Annotated in this window: 11 protein-coding genes; 5 read left to right on the top strand and 6 right to left on the bottom strand. The window is 45.3% G+C overall.

What is annotated here, in order from left to right:
• Positions 1 to 15: 15 nt before the first annotated feature.
• Positions 16 to 3,246, bottom strand: coding sequence for a GH116 family glycosyl hydrolase (locus ACYFDN_RS15545; RefSeq protein WP_483511840.1), 3,231 nt, complete (start codon positions 3,244 to 3,246; stop codon positions 16 to 18).
• An 880-nt stretch (positions 3,247 to 4,126) separates the two neighbouring features.
• Here ACYFDN_RS15545 and ACYFDN_RS15540 point away from each other — a divergent pair.
• Positions 4,127 to 5,323, top strand: coding sequence for a carbohydrate porin (locus ACYFDN_RS15540; RefSeq protein WP_152783754.1), 1,197 nt, complete (start codon positions 4,127 to 4,129; stop codon positions 5,321 to 5,323).
• Positions 5,324 to 5,410: 87 nt separating this feature from the next.
• Positions 5,411 to 6,376 (top strand): MalM family protein, encoded by a 966-nt coding sequence (locus ACYFDN_RS15535; protein WP_483511839.1) that lies wholly within the window; start codon positions 5,411 to 5,413, stop codon positions 6,374 to 6,376.
• A 133-nt stretch (positions 6,377 to 6,509) separates the two neighbouring features.
• On the opposite strand, the gene ACYFDN_RS15530 is transcribed toward ACYFDN_RS15535, so the two are convergent.
• A complete protein-coding gene (locus tag ACYFDN_RS15530) occupies positions 6,510 to 7,781 on the bottom strand; it encodes a YdgA family protein (protein WP_483511838.1) in 1,272 nt (423 codons plus the stop codon).
• A 268-nt stretch (positions 7,782 to 8,049) separates the two neighbouring features.
• Between ACYFDN_RS15530 and ACYFDN_RS15525 the strand changes: the two genes are divergently transcribed.
• The 3 genes from ACYFDN_RS15525 to ACYFDN_RS15515 all read left to right on the top strand — a co-directional run bounded on the left by ACYFDN_RS15525 (position 8,050) and on the right by ACYFDN_RS15515 (position 10,510).
• Positions 8,050 to 8,484 carry a hypothetical protein gene (locus ACYFDN_RS15525; RefSeq protein WP_483511837.1) on the top strand — a complete coding sequence of 145 codons (435 nt, stop codon included), beginning with the start codon at positions 8,050 to 8,052 and terminating at the stop codon, positions 8,482 to 8,484.
• 100 nt (positions 8,485 to 8,584) lie between these two features.
• Positions 8,585 to 9,502 carry a bifunctional GNAT family N-acetyltransferase/hotdog fold thioesterase gene (locus ACYFDN_RS15520; RefSeq protein ID WP_483511836.1) on the top strand — a complete coding sequence of 306 codons (918 nt, stop codon included), beginning with the start codon at positions 8,585 to 8,587 and terminating at the stop codon, positions 9,500 to 9,502.
• 93 nt (positions 9,503 to 9,595) lie between these two features.
• On the top strand, positions 9,596 to 10,510 hold the full coding sequence (locus tag ACYFDN_RS15515; protein WP_483511835.1) for a LysR substrate-binding domain-containing protein: 915 nt from the start codon (positions 9,596 to 9,598) through the stop codon (positions 10,508 to 10,510).
• Between the two features lie 7 nt (positions 10,511 to 10,517).
• Here ACYFDN_RS15515 and ACYFDN_RS15510 read toward each other — a convergent pair whose 3' ends face one another.
• From ACYFDN_RS15510 to arnT, 4 genes are all read right to left on the bottom strand, one after another.
• Positions 10,518 to 12,806, bottom strand: coding sequence for an AsmA family protein (locus ACYFDN_RS15510; protein WP_483511834.1), 2,289 nt, complete (start codon positions 12,804 to 12,806; stop codon positions 10,518 to 10,520).
• A gap of 124 nt (positions 12,807 to 12,930) precedes the next feature.
• On the bottom strand, positions 12,931 to 13,353 hold the full coding sequence (arnF, locus tag ACYFDN_RS15505; RefSeq protein ID WP_483511833.1) for a 4-amino-4-deoxy-L-arabinose-phosphoundecaprenol flippase subunit ArnF: 423 nt from the start codon (positions 13,351 to 13,353) through the stop codon (positions 12,931 to 12,933).
• Complete coding sequence (locus ACYFDN_RS15500; RefSeq protein WP_016399874.1) at positions 13,350 to 13,709, bottom strand: EamA family transporter; 360 nt, start codon at positions 13,707 to 13,709, stop codon at positions 13,350 to 13,352. The genes arnF and ACYFDN_RS15500 overlap by 4 nt, the downstream gene beginning before the upstream one ends.
• A gap of 3 nt (positions 13,710 to 13,712) precedes the next feature.
• Positions 13,713 to 15,362, bottom strand: a complete 1,650-nt coding sequence (arnT, locus tag ACYFDN_RS15495; RefSeq protein WP_483511832.1) for a lipid IV(A) 4-amino-4-deoxy-L-arabinosyltransferase — start codon at positions 15,360 to 15,362, stop codon at positions 13,713 to 13,715.
• Positions 15,363 to 15,373: the final 11 nt, after the last annotated feature.

The following is a 15,373-nucleotide window of genomic DNA, read 5'->3' as shown; positions in this document are numbered from 1 at the left end:
ATTTACCTCAAATTATTAAGCTGAATGCTGTTCTGATTTGGTTGTTGAGCTAACCAAAGGCAGTGAAAAGATCATTCCAGGGCGGAAGTAACGACCAGCGGTGTACTTCAATCCGGTATGGTGAAGGGCGTAAAACAGCGTTTGGCTGTCTAACTGAAATTGTTGACACACTACGGCACTGCGCAGTTTAAATTCGCTGAGCTGGCGTGGAATATCGGCGGCTATTCGGCCATCGGCATAAAGTAAACCTAGCTCGATAAGCGCTTTGCTAAGCTCGATTGCTGCTGGCTCATCTAGCTGGGCAAACTGCGTGGCGTCAAAACGGCAACTGGCGTTAAAGCCCTCAGGTGCTGCAAAAGGAACGCGAGCATCTAGGTACAAGTTTCGGTAGCAGGCACTGAGTAAATCGGCTGCTTGCTGTTGCATGCCCAGGGCAGCCATGGCGTTTACTAAAGAGTATTGCACCCCAATCCACACATCGTGAGCTTGAAAATTATCCCACTCTTTAGTCTCGCCGTAGCGGCTAACTAAATTGGCTGCTCCCACTCGCGCGCTGTTTATTTGGTAGTTGTGTTTATAAACGTACTCTAGGGCGCGGCGTTGTTGTTGCTCGCTAGAGACTGCAGGCAATTGCAACATCCGGCAGTAGCTATCGGCCAATAGCTGATCGGCAAAGCTGTCATCACTGTCTAGGCTTATCTTATCTAACCATGAGGGTTGCCAAAAATCGCCCAAGGCAACTAGCGCTAATTTACGAAGTTGGCGGCATAATTTTGGGTTTTCGGCGTCAATCGGCCAAGTTTGGCTACTATGGTGCTTAGCCCACAAGCGCTCAACGCTTGTTGTTAGCTCACCAAGTTCTAACAGTTCAGGAGTAGATAACCAGCGGTTAAGCGCTTCCACCAGTTCCACAGAGCAACTGTCTTGCTTTAGCTTTAACTGCTGAGAAAATGGGCTGTCGAGTAAGCTGGTGATCAGTTGCTCGCGCCGTTTTTCTGTTACGTCACCAATTTGCAAAGGCGTAACATAAAAGTGGAAGTAGCCGGCTTTTTCATCCCATAAACTGGCCTGAAATTGCTTACGAGCGCGGCTGGCAAGGTAGCGGTATTCTTGCGGAATACTGGCTTTGTTTAGCAGTTCTGCAATGCAGGCATAAGCTTCTAAGCTGGCTATCCACAAAGAACCGCAATATACCGAAATACCGTGTGAAGACAGGTTATCAAAGGTGTCGTCGGTGCCACGGGTTAATGGGAAACATTGTCCAGGCTCAACCATTGCTTGTAGGTAGTGCATGGCTGCTTGGCAAGCTTCCCAGCAATCTTGCAGCAAAGCCTTATCGCCGTGAAAGCGATAATGACGCAACAGCATTAAAATGTATTTGGGGGCTAAATCTTTCCACTCTTTAACGTTGTGCCAATCATAGGCATCGGGTTTAGCATCAAAGGGGCTGCCGAGATCATGAATCACCGCGCCGCGCACTGCGCGAGGGCCTTCGGTTTTGCTGTTGGGTAGGTCTGCATGCGGCAGGCCTACATACTCGTGGTGGCGGCGAACAATGTTGTTTTCCGCCAAAACTGCCTGTGAGAAGTGGCGCATTACTGCCCCATCTAAGCGTGGGAAGCACTGTAACAGCGAGAATGAACCGTAAAAGTAAACGTCTAAGGAATTGAAAAATGGATAGTCGGCACACTCTCGTACTAAGAATCGATCTTGTTCATCCCACACTGTAGCTTCAGCCAAAAATGACAAGGTGTTTAGCGCTAGCGTGCGGGTTTCGACCTTGCCGCTGGCGGACATGGGCAGCGTATCCAAGCATGCATCGGGCATTAATTGTTGATTAACCGTCGCTAGGGCTGTTTGCACTTGAGGCTCTATTTCAATGGCGTGCTTACATATGGCTATGGCGCGGCCTTGCGACTCAGGGTAGAACTGGCGGTATTTTTTCTGGCTGCTTAAGCCGGGTAATTGAATATGTGGGAAGTCGAGAACCAGCGAGAATAAGATCTCAACGCTTTCGCCTGGGGCTAGCTCGCCACTAACACATAAGGCGCTTGAGCTTAGTTCGCGCCCGCTATAAATGCCACGGTCAACCGCCTGTGCAAAGCGGCCACTGGCGAGTGCTCCGGCAATCTGTTGGGCACTGGTGTCGCTATAAAAATAAGGTTTTGCACTCACGCAACACTGCGTTGGCGCCGATACCGAAATACAGGTTTGGCCGTCAAAATCCACGCCAGGGCTAGCTTTACCGCTCATTTCTATGGCGTAGTGATGGCTGCCTTCTGTTTGCCAGCTGGTGGCATGAGCTTGCTGAGCATTGGCTGCTCTTACCAAGCTACATGCTGCATCTTGAACCCCTGGACGCTGTTTAATTGCCTGAAAACCAGAAAGGTTCTCTAGGCATCTCACTAGGCTAAAGCTTTGTCGCTGGCCACTGGTATTGTGTAATACCACTCGGGTATAGCTTATTGGTAACGCTGCCCAATCTTCATGGTTTGGAATAACCGGGCTGTAGTGGTATTTGCTCACTTGAATCGCTTGTTGGCCGCTAAACTGTTGTTTAGCCACCGGATACAGTGCGCTGTAGTCTATTTGTTCACAAGGCCAAGCCGCTACACCGTTGTATTGTTCTGACTCCCAATCGCCAATTAAGGCCTGCTGTGATTGTTGCTGCAGACCTAAGGCTCCATCGTAAAAGTCTAATAGCCAACTTATATTCAGCTGGGTGGTTTGCTTAGCGGCTGTAATCAGTTGTTGAGTCTTGCTGGATAGTTCTACTTTCCATCGCTCTAAGTTTGCAGCATTCCACTGATAGAACTCTGGTTCACTAAGCAGCAGTTGAAGCGTGGCAAGTTGTTGCTCAACATTCATGTCAGGCGTAAATAGCGGTGCTTGTTCAGCTTTGCTTAGGGCAAAGAATTTTTGCTTTTGCTGAAAATCACTGAGATTAACAATTACCAGCTGTTGCTGGTCGGCCGGAGTTTGGCTTAAATAGAAGTCTTCTAAACGCAGGCTATCACGCTGTTGGTCACTTAAATGCAGGCCGGGAAGCATATGTAATAGCGGCGTTGTACCCGCTGGCGTAAAGGTATAAGCACTGCCAATGCCACCTAAAGCAATTCCTGTATCTGCTGGAGTCGTACTTAATGGTACGTACCAAGGTTGAATAAACTCATCCGCTAATCCTGGGCTCATCAAGTCGTTTACTTGGCCGTGATAACTGGATTGTGCGGTATAACGATGCAACATTGGTTCAACCTCTCTAAATACCTTGATGTGTAAGCGCTTTCACATGGCATGTTAACAGTTGAGCTTTGCTTGTTTAGCGCCTCAATTCGAAAAAGTGATCCGCTTCAATAAAAGATTTCGTAATAGGAAAGCCATGAAAGAAGCTGTCATTTTTCGTTAGATAGTGTTGTTTCTTCCCACTTGCTAACTGGCTGTAAGCTATATGTAGTGCGGCCTTTGCTCGCTATTTCTTTTAATACAAGTGCATGCGTGACAAGTTTCTTAGCTTGGCATGGCTATCGCTCATCCAAAAAAACATTAGTTGAGTTTCGTCTTAATTGAAGGAGGGGGAAATCTGCTGCAATGAGGTTTGAACTCTTATCGAATAGAGGTGTGCGCTAACATCTGTTTCACTCTTTCTTGTTTAAATTTTAGAGTAAAAGGTCAAATGAAAATAACTGAGAGCCTTGAAATGCCTAGTTAACATAGCTTGTTAACGCTAATGGTAGCGTTCAAAAATGTGCATATGTTTACTTGGGAAAAATTGTTTGATATGCCTCACATAGTTCGATTTTTGTAATGAACTTCTTGATGTGAAAAAACATCATTTGTTTCATGGCTGTTTCATGCCTTTGGTTTGTGGGTATTTTTTGTTTTTAATTCAATGTCTTATGTGTGTAAGTGCTTTCTTGGAATGATGTGGATTTCGAGAATATTTCATGAAACAGAATGTATGAAATTTGTATATTTTGTGATCGCCGCTATTTGCAAGCGTTTTCATTAGTGATGGAGGTCACTTATTTATCTTATTTTGAGCTCTATACTGCTAAACCATGGCTAGTTGGCCATATATAAAAAAAGCTTCCAATAAAATTTCAAGATTCACACGGAGTTGAACAAAATGAAAATGAAAGCGCTTACAATTGCAATTGCAGTCGCGTCCGCGGCAACCTCACTTAGCTCATTCGCTGGTACCCCTAATTTCTCTGGTTACGGCCGTTATGCTCAAGAAACTTCTGACGATGAAATCAGAATTATCAAAGGTGATTACGGTGTAATTAATGGTGTTGGCCGTCTAGGTAACGAAGGTAACTGGATGGAGTTCATGCTTACTCAAGGTTTTGAGAATGGCGACGCTCAGTTTGACATGAATGTAATGTTAAACACTCCTGGTTACTCGCCAACTTGGGGCGATACCATTGGTCTAGCTCAGTTCTACGGTGGCGGTAAAGGTATCTTTGCTTCTCAACCAGATGCTTACGTATGGGCGGGTAAACGCTTCTATGGTCGTGAGCAAGGCGGTTTAAGTGATTACTTCATGATGAGTGCCGATGGTTCGGGTGCTGGTGTTGATAATCTGAATGTAGGTTTAGGTCAACTAGATTTAGGTTGGACTCAAGCGGGCTCTGGTGCTGGCGCCCCTGATACTGCCGATGGTCAAGTGAACCAATTAATGCTTAACTGGCACGACATCAAGGTAAGCGAGCAAGGTGCATTGAAGTTCCGCTATAACTATGCCTTTGCTACCGGTGCGCAAAAAGACGGTTTCGATAATGATTCTGCCCACCAATTCTTTGCTTCATACCGTCAAGGTTTAAGCAATGGTTGGTTCCAACTAGCCGGTCGTTACGAGACGGATGCTGCCGCTTTAACCATCTCTAATTCAGCGGGTCACAACTGGTCGAATGTTCGTGATGTTAACGCAGACAGCTACGGTGTATTTTTAGATGGCGCAGTTAACTTCGGCGAAATGACTGCTATGGAATACAACGCCAACTGGTTACGCATTGAGTGTGAAGATGGCCGTCAAGCCTGTAACTTTAAAGAAAACAATGAGTACAGCGTTGCGGTTCGTCCACAACACCACTGGAATGAGTTCATGGCCACTGCTGTAGAAGCTGGTTTCCAAGCTACTGAGCAAGACGGCAAAGGTAGTGATGCATGGAAAGTTACTTTGTCTCAAAACTTCCAAGTGGGTCACTTCATGTGGTCTCGTCCTGTAGTTCGCTTCTACGCGGTAACGGGTGAGATTAAAACAGATGGTGCCGATAAGTACGACTTAACAAAAATTGGTGCCATGGTTGAAGCTTGGTGGTAAACCCAGCTAAGCTGAGTACAGTTTATTAGGTACTCAACCAAGGAGTGGGCGCTAAGCGTTTAGCGCCCACAATTAAGAGGTGGAAATTTGAAAAAAGTATTAACGGTAATTGTGGGCTGTATATTAGCTAGCGGCTGTTCAAGCTCTAGTGATGAAAAGCCTTTTGAAGTCACTGACCCGTTTCGCACTTGGAACACCCAATATGTAGATGAGGCAAAAATTGCTGCCAATCTGCAGTCAAATAATGTTTCACCATTACTTCCTTCGCAACTGCAATACCAGTTATTAGCCTTAGATAGAACAAATCGGATTGATGTTACTGAAAAATCACCGGTAGTGCGTTTTCCTGAAGGAAACTCTTACACCGCAGCATTGTTGATTCCTGAAAACATCACCCAGTTTACCTTTTACTTAGATAGCATTGTTGGCAGAACGGTATTTGTACCTACTGTTATTTTCTATGATGAAAGACTAAAAGAAGTGCTTCGAGTTGAAGACAGTACCTTAAATGCGGAAGGCTTCCTCAGCATGAAACAGGAATTGTTGCCAGAGCAAGCTAAGCGTGCTCGTTACTTGCTGGTTTATAGCAAGGCAACTGACTTTGCTGGAAGAACCGAATTGATAGACCCTAAAACTGTTTATGAAGAAAAAACGGGCGGGGGGTTACCAGCTACCTTTAAATATTACTCTAAGCATTCGCCTATTGGTAACTTAGATATTCGCTTTGCAGACGTGTTGTTTAGTTCGTCTTTTGTTACTACACCAGCAAGCACAACCCAACAGAATGTTACGCCCGTTGAGCCAGCACCAGTAAAAGCTGAGTCAGCGAGCACTGCCGCGGCAGCAACAGCAACTACAGCAGTAGTGGCTAGCCAAACTAAAGAAGAGATGCTCAGCGATACTGAGAACTTCTATCTTGAGCAGATTAGTAAAGCGGTAGAAAAGAATGACCTCTCTAGGGCCTTAAACCTAGTTGAGGAGGCAGAGCGTGCCGGATCTTCAAAAGCGCAATCCCATTTTATGGAGCAGTTGAAGAAACAGCAGCAACAGTAGTGCAGTACACAAGTGTGTTTTTTTCTAATCCCTGTTTATGCGGCGCCTAGTGCGCCGTTTTTTTTGGCTAGGAATTCAGGGCTAGGTGTGAAAAAATCAATAGGCTTGCTGTGTTTGCTTGGTTAAGTCAGCTTTAGTTCACCGGTAGGCTATTCATTGTAAATTCACTGTCATTAAAAATGAGTTTACTCTGGTCGCGGCCATCTTGATGAATTAAATAACCCGCGCTACGCAGCGCCATAATGTAAGCCGATAAGGGGCTGTAGTTAAACAAGCTGTCATTGGCATCTAGTTCTACATTTAGATCTAAATAGCGGAGAAGCTGCAATGGGCTGTTTACGGCATTTAGCTCAAAGGGCAGAAGTTTTGCATTGCCCGAGAGCTTTATATCTCCAACCATGGCAAGATCTTGAAAATTAGAATTAATCTTTAATGCTAATTGTTCTAGCTGCCACTCTATGCCTTCTGAAATAAGCTCTTGCACCAAGGCATCTAAGTCTTGCTCTGAGCGCTGCTGTTGATTAGCCCCCGCAAGAGCTATCAAGCTTTGCATTGGAACGCCGCCGATCTTGGAAGTTAAAACAAGCTCATTCAAGGTAAATCTTTGTTGCGCTTCTTTAAAATCAAATTGTTCCAAAGAGCTATCTACACTCATAAATGCACGTTGTTGCTGTTCGCTAAACTGGTTACTCACTACTAAGTTTTGCAAATCTAACAAGGTGTTGCCTTGCTCTAGCTGTAGGGTTAGTTGCTCTATTGACCAGTTGGCGCTTTCTACAAGTGTCCAACCTTGGCGTTGGCTAAACTGCTCACTAGCGCTCACTTGCTGTAGATGAATATGGTCGCCATTTTGTGAACTATCGTCTAGTTCCATACCTTGCCAGTTTAGGCTGGCAGTGCCTTTAGCAAAATCTAGGTCGCTATTTGACGTAATCAGCAAGGGATGAAAGTGCAAGTCTACCTGCGAATAGTTGTGCTCGAAGCTATCGATACTTAGCGATTGCTTTAAATTTTGGGTAAGTAAGTTGGCCTGCCACTGACCAAGATGGGGAATACTGCTTAATTGATTGGTTTGCAGCCATTGTTGGTAGTCGCCTTGTTGCTCATCCACTTGCCATTCGCCACTAAGCCATAAGGGCCAAAAGCTGATTTTATGCTGCAGCATGATGGTGAAAGCTTGTGGCTCTAAACCAAGATCTGCAAAGTTACCCTCAATTTGCCATTGCTCTTGGCGAGTGAACCAGTCTTTACTTATTAGGCTTTGTTGGTAAGACCAAGCGTGTTGCTGATTGAGCTTGGTGGTTAGCTGCTCTACCTGACGCTGATATTGGTATTGGCTAAAGAATTGACCTCCAACAGCACTAACCATTAGCACGGTTAAGAAAACTACGCTTTTTTTGAACATTGAGCAGCAACCTACTTTAATATCGTGTTATCGAATAAGCATTCTATATGTAAATGCTAGGCAATAGTAATACCAATCGTACTAAGTAACTGTTCATTCTATCTGGTTAAAATACTCGATAACTGCGTTAGAATTTTTGATTGTAGAATAACTACTTATCGAAAAATCCTGCCTTATTCTCGAATATTTTTCCTGCGATATTTCTGATCCCGTACTTAGTGTGATTGGTATAAGCTTGTCGGCTTGCTTGATGCATCTGGAGTAATTTTTGTTGAACCAACTTTTAGCCTTATTGGCTGATCTATACACGCCCTTGCTAGTGGTTGTGCTGCTTTGGCTGGGATGGCGACTTTTTGATGGCAGTGACTCTCGGCAGCAGCTTAAGCAAATTAGTGGTTTTTTATTGCTGAGTATTTTGATTAGCTATTCGTTGATGTTTGCTGATAACTACTGGCAATGGTGGCCGCGTTTAGCCTTAGATTACAGCACCCATACCGCTGTTGCTTTTAGTCTACAGCTGGCTATTCATAGGGTCTTGCCAAAACAACGCTTCGTTTCTTGGTTGGCTTACTTTGTTTATTTATGGCTGATGTGGTTTTTGAACTACCACAGTGTGATGGACATGCTAACTACCATGTTAAGTGTTGGTTTATTGTTGCAATTAAGTGCAATATGTAAAGTTGGCAAAGCAGCTACAAAATAAATGTAGGCTATGCTGAGTGAATTATTGTTAATGACAAGTGTCATAGTAAGACACTGGAGAGCTTCAGCAGGTCTGCTAGCAAAGCAAGAAGGGAACCGCCATGTTTAAGGTAATTTGTCCGGATGCATCGGGTGAAATGGATAAGTATTATCGATTTCGCTGGGAAGTATTGAACAAGCCTTTGCAGCTGCCATTAGGCAGTGAACGAGATGCCTATGATGATCACAGTATTCACCGCATGATTCGTGACCGCCAAGGTGAACCTTTAGCGGTTGGGCGTTTGTTTTTAAGTGATAATAAAGAGGCACTGATTCGCCATGTAGCGGTGTGTCCTGAGCAGCGAAAACTAGGTTTAGGCACTTTATTGATGATGGCCTTAGAAGAAGCCGCTCACGATGAAGGAGTAGAACGCATTGTGGTAAACGCACGTGGAGATGCCCAAGCCTTTTTTACCAGCTGCGGTTTTGAACCTGCCGGCAATCCTACCTTCGATAAAGTGAAAATTAAAGTACAGCAAATGGTTAAAGAGTTGTCGCCAGAGCACCGCTTTGTAAGGCAACCCAAGCTATGTACTCAGCTACAACAGATGTTTAACCAACAAATTCCTCTAAGCGAAAAAATGGGTGTGCGTTTACATCAATACACCGGTAACGAGTTGACCACTAAATTACCTATTGCCGGAAACGGCAACCCGCATTCCACCATGTTTGCTGGCAGCATATACAGCCAGGCGGTATTGTCGGGTTGGGGAATGATTTGGTTGATGTTAGAAGAGCATGGATTTGCAGGTGACATCGTATTGGCTAAAGGGGAGATTAAACATCGCAAAGCGATTGACCAAGATGCTTTAGCCAAGGTGAAGAAGAGCAAAATGAAAGGCAGTTTACTGCCGCTCATTGAAGGCAAAAAATGCAAAATGACCGTGACTGTTCAAGTGTGCCATAACAAAGAAGTGGCAGCTGAATTCAAAGGTTTCTATGTCATCCTACCTAAGCCTCAGGCTGAACTCGATAGTTAAGCGTTTAGATACATCCTCCAGCTGTTCTTGTGTGTAAATCCAAGTATATTTAGTATGTAAATATACTTGGCTCGCACAATCAGGAAAACTTATATGCAACATCTTTATCGCTTTAGCCTTAAGCAGTTATCGGTGTTTGTATCTATTGCCGAAACCCACAGTGTGAGTGTTGCTGCTCAGCAACTGGCAATGACCCAATCTGCTGCCAGCATGGCCCTAAATCAGCTAGAGACAGGCTTAGGCCAAAAGCTATTTGAGCGTCAAGGTAAGCGTCTTCGCCTCAATCACTGGGGGCATTGGTTACGCCCGCGAGCCAAGCGCGTGTTGATGGAAAGTCAGCACATTATGCAAGGCTTTGCCGGCCAGCAAGTGATCAGTGGCGAACTCAGTGTTGGCGCTAGCCAAACCATTGCCGAGTACTTCTTAGCGCAAATCATCGCCGGTTTAGATAAAACTTATCCCGACTTAGCGATTAGCCCACAAATCAGCAATACCGAAGCGGTGATAGCGGGCTTACTCGACTACCGTTTGCAACTTGGCATTATTGAAGGACATTGTTCAGATAGTCGGATTACCCAGCAAGTATGGTGTGAAGACCAGCTGGTCGTGGTGGCGGGTAAGCAGCATCCTTTAGCTGAGCTAGAGCAAGTAAATCTATCTCGGCTAAGCCGAGCGCGTTGGGTACTGCGTGAGACAGGCTCTGGAACCAGAGATATATTTAACGGCGCCATTCATGGCAAAATCACCAAGCTCAAAGTATGGCGAGAGTATAGCCATGTGCCCAGTTTAGTGGCCTTAGTCGCCGACGGGGCTTACCTAAGTTGCTTACCTTTTCGTAGTGTGGAACAGGCGATAAAAGCGGGCGAGCTGATTGCTCTAAATACACCAGATCTAGATATGCGTAGAAGCTTTAACTTTGTTTGGCGCAAAGACAGCAGTCAAAATCCGCTGCGCGACTGCTTTATCGAACATGCTATGTCATTAGCTTTGGCAACGTTAAGCGAGTGAACCGTTATTACTGCAAGCTTTCTTCTGTTAATGGGTAACGACACTGCGGTATGCTGGGAGCTCGAGTAAAGTCTTGCTGATCAACTGAGAAGCGGCGTGGCGAAAGGTAATGATCAAAACTCACTTGGGGCTTGCTCCAAGCACCATGTACCGTATGAACTAAACGCCAGCAAGGTTGGTCGGCTACCACAAGCTTTAGTTGATTGTAGCGTTGCTTAGCTAGGTCAATTTCACCCGCTAGGGTGAGTCCATAACGTAGTCCGGATAATTCTTGAGGAGCCAATTTTAGTTTGCCTTGTTCTAATTCTGCGCGTAGCGCCAGGTTAGTAAATTGGGTGATGCCTTTAGGCAAGCTTTGCGGATCTTGCCAAAATATCGGCCAGCCACTGGCTATAAATGGGTTGGGTTTTTCATAATATTGCCGCGGGCTTTCAATAATTTGGTCGAGGGTCACTTCTAAATCGGCACCTGGCAGTTGAATTAACTGACTGTGAAAATCAATCGAGCCATCAATACTTGAGCCAAAGTCATTGAGCTTACCCCTTAACTTTCCCGCAAGCTCTAGGTCTCCCACTAAACTAAATTGGCGATTATTGGCTAAGCGCGCCAGTGGGCTAATATCGAGCAATAGGCCTGAGATTTCAGCTTGCCAAGGTTTGTGCTCTTGATCTAATAAGGCTTGTCCCTGCAACTCAAATTGGCCTAAGGGCAGCTCACCATACAAGTTAAAATAGCCAATCTCTTGGTCTGCACCCAAGTCGAAGCTGACATGGCTGAGTAGCATACCGCGATAAGCCAGCTCTGGAGCTTCAATAAAAACTTGGCTTTGTGGTTGCCAAAGTTGGTCAATGCTTTGCCACTGACCATCTTGAATTACTTGCAGTTGACGCAGTTCAACATTTAAACCGGTAGCCGAAAAGGGAAGTTGATCAGCGTAAGACAGCAGCTTCACTTGCTGTAGCTCAAGTTGTTCAATGTTTAGCTGCTGTAATGGTGCCGGGGTTTTCTCTAAGTTTTTCTCTTGGTTGTTTGCTGTAGTGCTGTCACTTACAGGTAACCAATTGGGTTGGATCGGAATTTCATTATTGCTTAGCAGCAATTGATGCAGAGTCAGCGCTTGCTGTTGCCATTGATAACTTAATGACAAACCTAGCTGCCCTTTAAATAGCTGGCTACGTAAGGCATCTACGGAAAATAGGCCATCGCTTATTTGCCCACTAGCGGTAAGATCGCTGAATTGAATGTGGTCAATACCTAACTCATCGGCAATAAAAGCATATTCGCCGCGCAGCTTGTTGGCTTGGTAAGGCCATGGGCTGGCTATATTTTCTAGCTCTGCCGTTAGTTTGTTCAGCACCACATTGTGGCCTTGCAACTGAGTGGCTAAGCTAAGTTGGTTTAGCAATAAATTGTCAATTTGAATACTGCTTAACCAAGCAAGTTCAGGCAAGTTATTTAACCAATCTTGCTCACTGCTTGATGGGGCTGCAGCTTGATTTTCTTGAGCACTAGGTTCTTGAGCACTAGGTTCTGGAGCAAAGTGCTCTAGTCTAAAGTTGTTTAAAGCGAGCTCGCGTATGGTGAGTTGCTTATTGCTCAGTTCGGCCGAGGCATAAACCGAGCCTTGTAATAGGTCGGCCCCGATGTGCTCTATCACTAACTGCTGCTGGCCGTAGGCAAGGCTTAGCTGTGGCAACATGATGTCTTGCCATGGGGTTGTAAGTCGCTGAGCTGAGCTATGCAAGGTGAATTGCCAATGGCTTGGCGCGGGTTCGTTAAGATCAATCTGCCAGTCTTCTATAGCTAATTCAAAGCGTTCTAGTCGGTAAGACTGTTGCTGGTCTTGCCATAGTAAGTCGCCGTCTTTGAGCAATAGCTGATTGATTTGAACTGCGTTTAACCAGCTGATGTTGTTGGCTTCGGTAGGCTCGCTGCTGTCTGATGTTTGGCTAAACAGTTGTTGGGTAAGTGCTAGTTGTGGTTGTTCCAGTAGCAGGCTATCTATCTGAATTTTACCCTGCAACAAAGGCATCAAGGCTAAGTTTAGCTTGGCTTGTTTAGTGAGCATGGCTGCTTGGCCAGATTTGGCGAGTTCTAAGTCAAATACCTCTATGCTGAGAGGTTTGTTGAGTGACCATTGTGTATTGTTGTAGTTAAGTTGCCAGTCGCTTTGCTGATTGAACCAATGCAAAAAATCGCTTTTGTAGCGATCGGGATGGAAAGAGAATAAGAAAAAGACCGAAGTTGCCAGCAACAGTAAAAAAACAATGGCAAGCAGGTCGAAAAAGCGTTTCATATTGGCGCAAACTCCATGCGACTTATTAATAACTTATCGTATCTATCCAACAATACTTGAGTATTCACATATTTAACAGCGCAGGCTTCACCCCTTTTACATAAAGGCACAACAAACACCGCGCTTAATTTTGCTTGGCCTTTTTGCTCGGAAATACCAAATAGATCCCTGCTAGTATCAGCACTATGCCTAGAGCCTTTGGCCAGCTAAATGCTTCGCCTATCCAAGGTAAACTAATGGCTGCTACATACACGATAACATAGCTTAAGCTAAGCATGGGGTAAGCAAGTGAAAGAGGCAGGTGCTTTAATGCCATTACCCAGCACAGCATTGATAAGGCATAAAAGCTTAAACCAGCTACTACGCTAATGTAGTAAGGCAAATAATTTGAGACTAAAGCACTATACTGCGCTGCATGCCAAAGCTCCTGCAAGCTTGGAAATTGCAGGCTTAATTGGGTCATGCCCCATTTCATGGCTAACTGAGCCAGCGAAATAAAGGCGACACTTAGTAAGGCTAACACCACACTTTGCGGATGGTTTTTCATAAAAACTGTTCCACGCCACCAAGAAAGGCGACACCTAATACAATCAGCCCCACGCCACACCACTGACGCGGAGTAACCGTTTCATTAAATGCAAACTTAGAGATAAGCAACATGATGACAAAATTGCTGCTTAACAGCGGGTAAGCAACCGATACGTCCCACTGGCTTAATACTCCTAGCCAAAAAATAGCGCCCAAGCCCAAGAAAATAATGCCTAATAATAAAGGTTTAGACAGTAGTTTCTCGAGCGTGCTTAAATTTGGTTGAGCGGCAAACAGCAAAGCCGCACGTTTCTGCCAATACTGACTTAACGAACTACAGCCAATAGACGCCACGATCAGCATTATATTAAGCATAATTTAGTCAGTTGCTGCTTGATAATAAAGGATGGTATAGCGGCCTTTGTCGATACGCTCGGTGGTTTCAGGCAGCGTGCCATCCATATCCGGTTTATCGCGGTAATAAACCATTACTGGCGCATGCTGGCGTTGCTGCTCAATAAATTCAGCTAAGTGCTTGGTTTCGATAAAGCGATGTTGGGCATCTGGGTATTCTAAGCCATAACGCACCTCGCCTTTTTGACCTACTAGGTACACGTCTTCACGCTTAAAGTACCAGTTAAACGCCGACATAGTATCGGGGTAATCGGCTACTAACACCGTATTCGGCTCTACTAAATGCGAGATTTGCTGCATGAACTTAGCCGGCATTTTTGAGTAGATACTTACATTTGGGAAGGTTGCCCAAGCTAGCATGAATAGACCCAAAGGCATTAGCATGTAGCTGGCGACTTTGCCGTTTAAGCTGGTGGCTTTAATGGCTATAAAGGCCATGGCCGACCAAAAAGCAAAGATGCTAAATAGCAACCATGGGCGGTAAGCTTCTTCGGCGTCTAATGGCAGTTTGCCTGCGTAATGCAGTACCAAGGTGGTAACCGCAAGTAGTGCAAATGAAACTGCATTTAACCAGCTTCCCCAGGTTAAACCCTTACAGGATTTGGCAAAAGCCTGTTGAATACCAAAGGCAAACAAGATCGCCAGCGGTGCCATTATTGGCAAAATATAGGTAGCGAGTTTGCCCTTAGCCATGGAGAAAAATAGCAGCGGCAATATCGCCCACAATAAGGCGTAGCGTAACAATGGCGAGTGCATTTGGCCTTTTAAGTGACCAATTGCACTGGGCGACCAAAATAACCAAGGTAAAACGCCAGCCGCTAAAAATGGCAGGTAGTACCAAACAGGCGCCGAGTGCTGGGCGTTGTCTGCCGCAAAGCGCTGAATATGCTCAATCCAAAAGAAGTAGTGCCAGTAGTCTGGCTCTGCTACATGAATGGCTAAGCCCCATGGCAAGCAAACTAAAACGGCCAGCAGCATTACCCACCAACCCCATTTCAAAATGGTTTTAAACTGCTTATCCCAAAACATGTAGGGAACAACCACTAACACAGGTAAAGCTAGTGCCAAAAAGCCTTTGGTTAGTACCGCACAGCCACAATAAAAACCTGCCAAACCATAATATTTGGCTCGTTGCCGCAGTTCTTCGCTGCGAATGGCAAAGTAAAAGGCGCTAAAGCTGGCGGTTAGCCAAAGGTTAAGCATGCTGTCCAATACGCTGTAGGTGCCCACGCCAGACACCATAAACATGCTTAAATAAATGCCGGAGCTTAACCAAGCAACTGGGCGAGAGGCGAAGCGCGCGAGCAGCAAAAATATGCAAAAAGCCGCCCCTAAAGCGCTAAAGGCTGAAGCAGCACGCACCGCAAAGTTAGTTTCGCCAAAAACAAGTTGTGAGACCGCGTTCATCCAGTAACCCATTACTGGCTTTTCGAAGTAGCGTAAGTCGTTAAAGCGAGGAACTACCCAGTCGCCACTGCTTACCATTTCTCGCGAGATTTCAGCGTAACGCAGTTCATCGGGAGACCAAAGATCACGCAGACCCAAAGGTAATAGGTACAAAATGATAAAGAATATCGGCACCCAAGTAGCTAGGTTAATTCGTAAGTGGCGCATGGTACTTCCTG

The organism is Agarivorans sp. D1326, assembly GCF_056958115.1.
The sequence above is the reverse complement of the archived record's forward strand: the minus strand, read 5'-3'. Positions and strand labels throughout refer to the sequence as shown.

Excerpts from the sequence above, each read along its gene's own strand:
- ACYFDN_RS15545 (WP_483511840.1), bottom strand. The coding sequence starts at position 3,246 with ATGTTGCATCGTTATACCGCACAATCCAGTTATCACGGCCAAGTAAAC.
- ACYFDN_RS15520 (WP_483511836.1), top strand. The coding sequence starts at position 8,585 with ATGTTTAAGGTAATTTGTCCGGATGCATCGGGTGAAATGGATAAGTAT.
- ACYFDN_RS15540 (WP_152783754.1), top strand. The coding sequence starts at position 4,127 with ATGAAAATGAAAGCGCTTACAATTGCAATTGCAGTCGCGTCCGCGGCA.
- ACYFDN_RS15510 (WP_483511834.1), bottom strand. The coding sequence starts at position 12,806 with ATGAAACGCTTTTTCGACCTGCTTGCCATTGTTTTTTTACTGTTGCTG.
- ACYFDN_RS15500 (WP_016399874.1), bottom strand. The coding sequence starts at position 13,709 with ATGCTTAATATAATGCTGATCGTGGCGTCTATTGGCTGTAGTTCGTTA.
- arnF (WP_483511833.1), bottom strand. The coding sequence starts at position 13,353 with ATGAAAAACCATCCGCAAAGTGTGGTGTTAGCCTTACTAAGTGTCGCC.
- ACYFDN_RS15530 (WP_483511838.1), bottom strand. The coding sequence starts at position 7,781 with ATGTTCAAAAAAAGCGTAGTTTTCTTAACCGTGCTAATGGTTAGTGCT.
- ACYFDN_RS15515 (WP_483511835.1), top strand. The coding sequence starts at position 9,596 with ATGCAACATCTTTATCGCTTTAGCCTTAAGCAGTTATCGGTGTTTGTA.
- arnT (WP_483511832.1), bottom strand. The coding sequence starts at position 15,362 with ATGCGCCACTTACGAATTAACCTAGCTACTTGGGTGCCGATATTCTTT.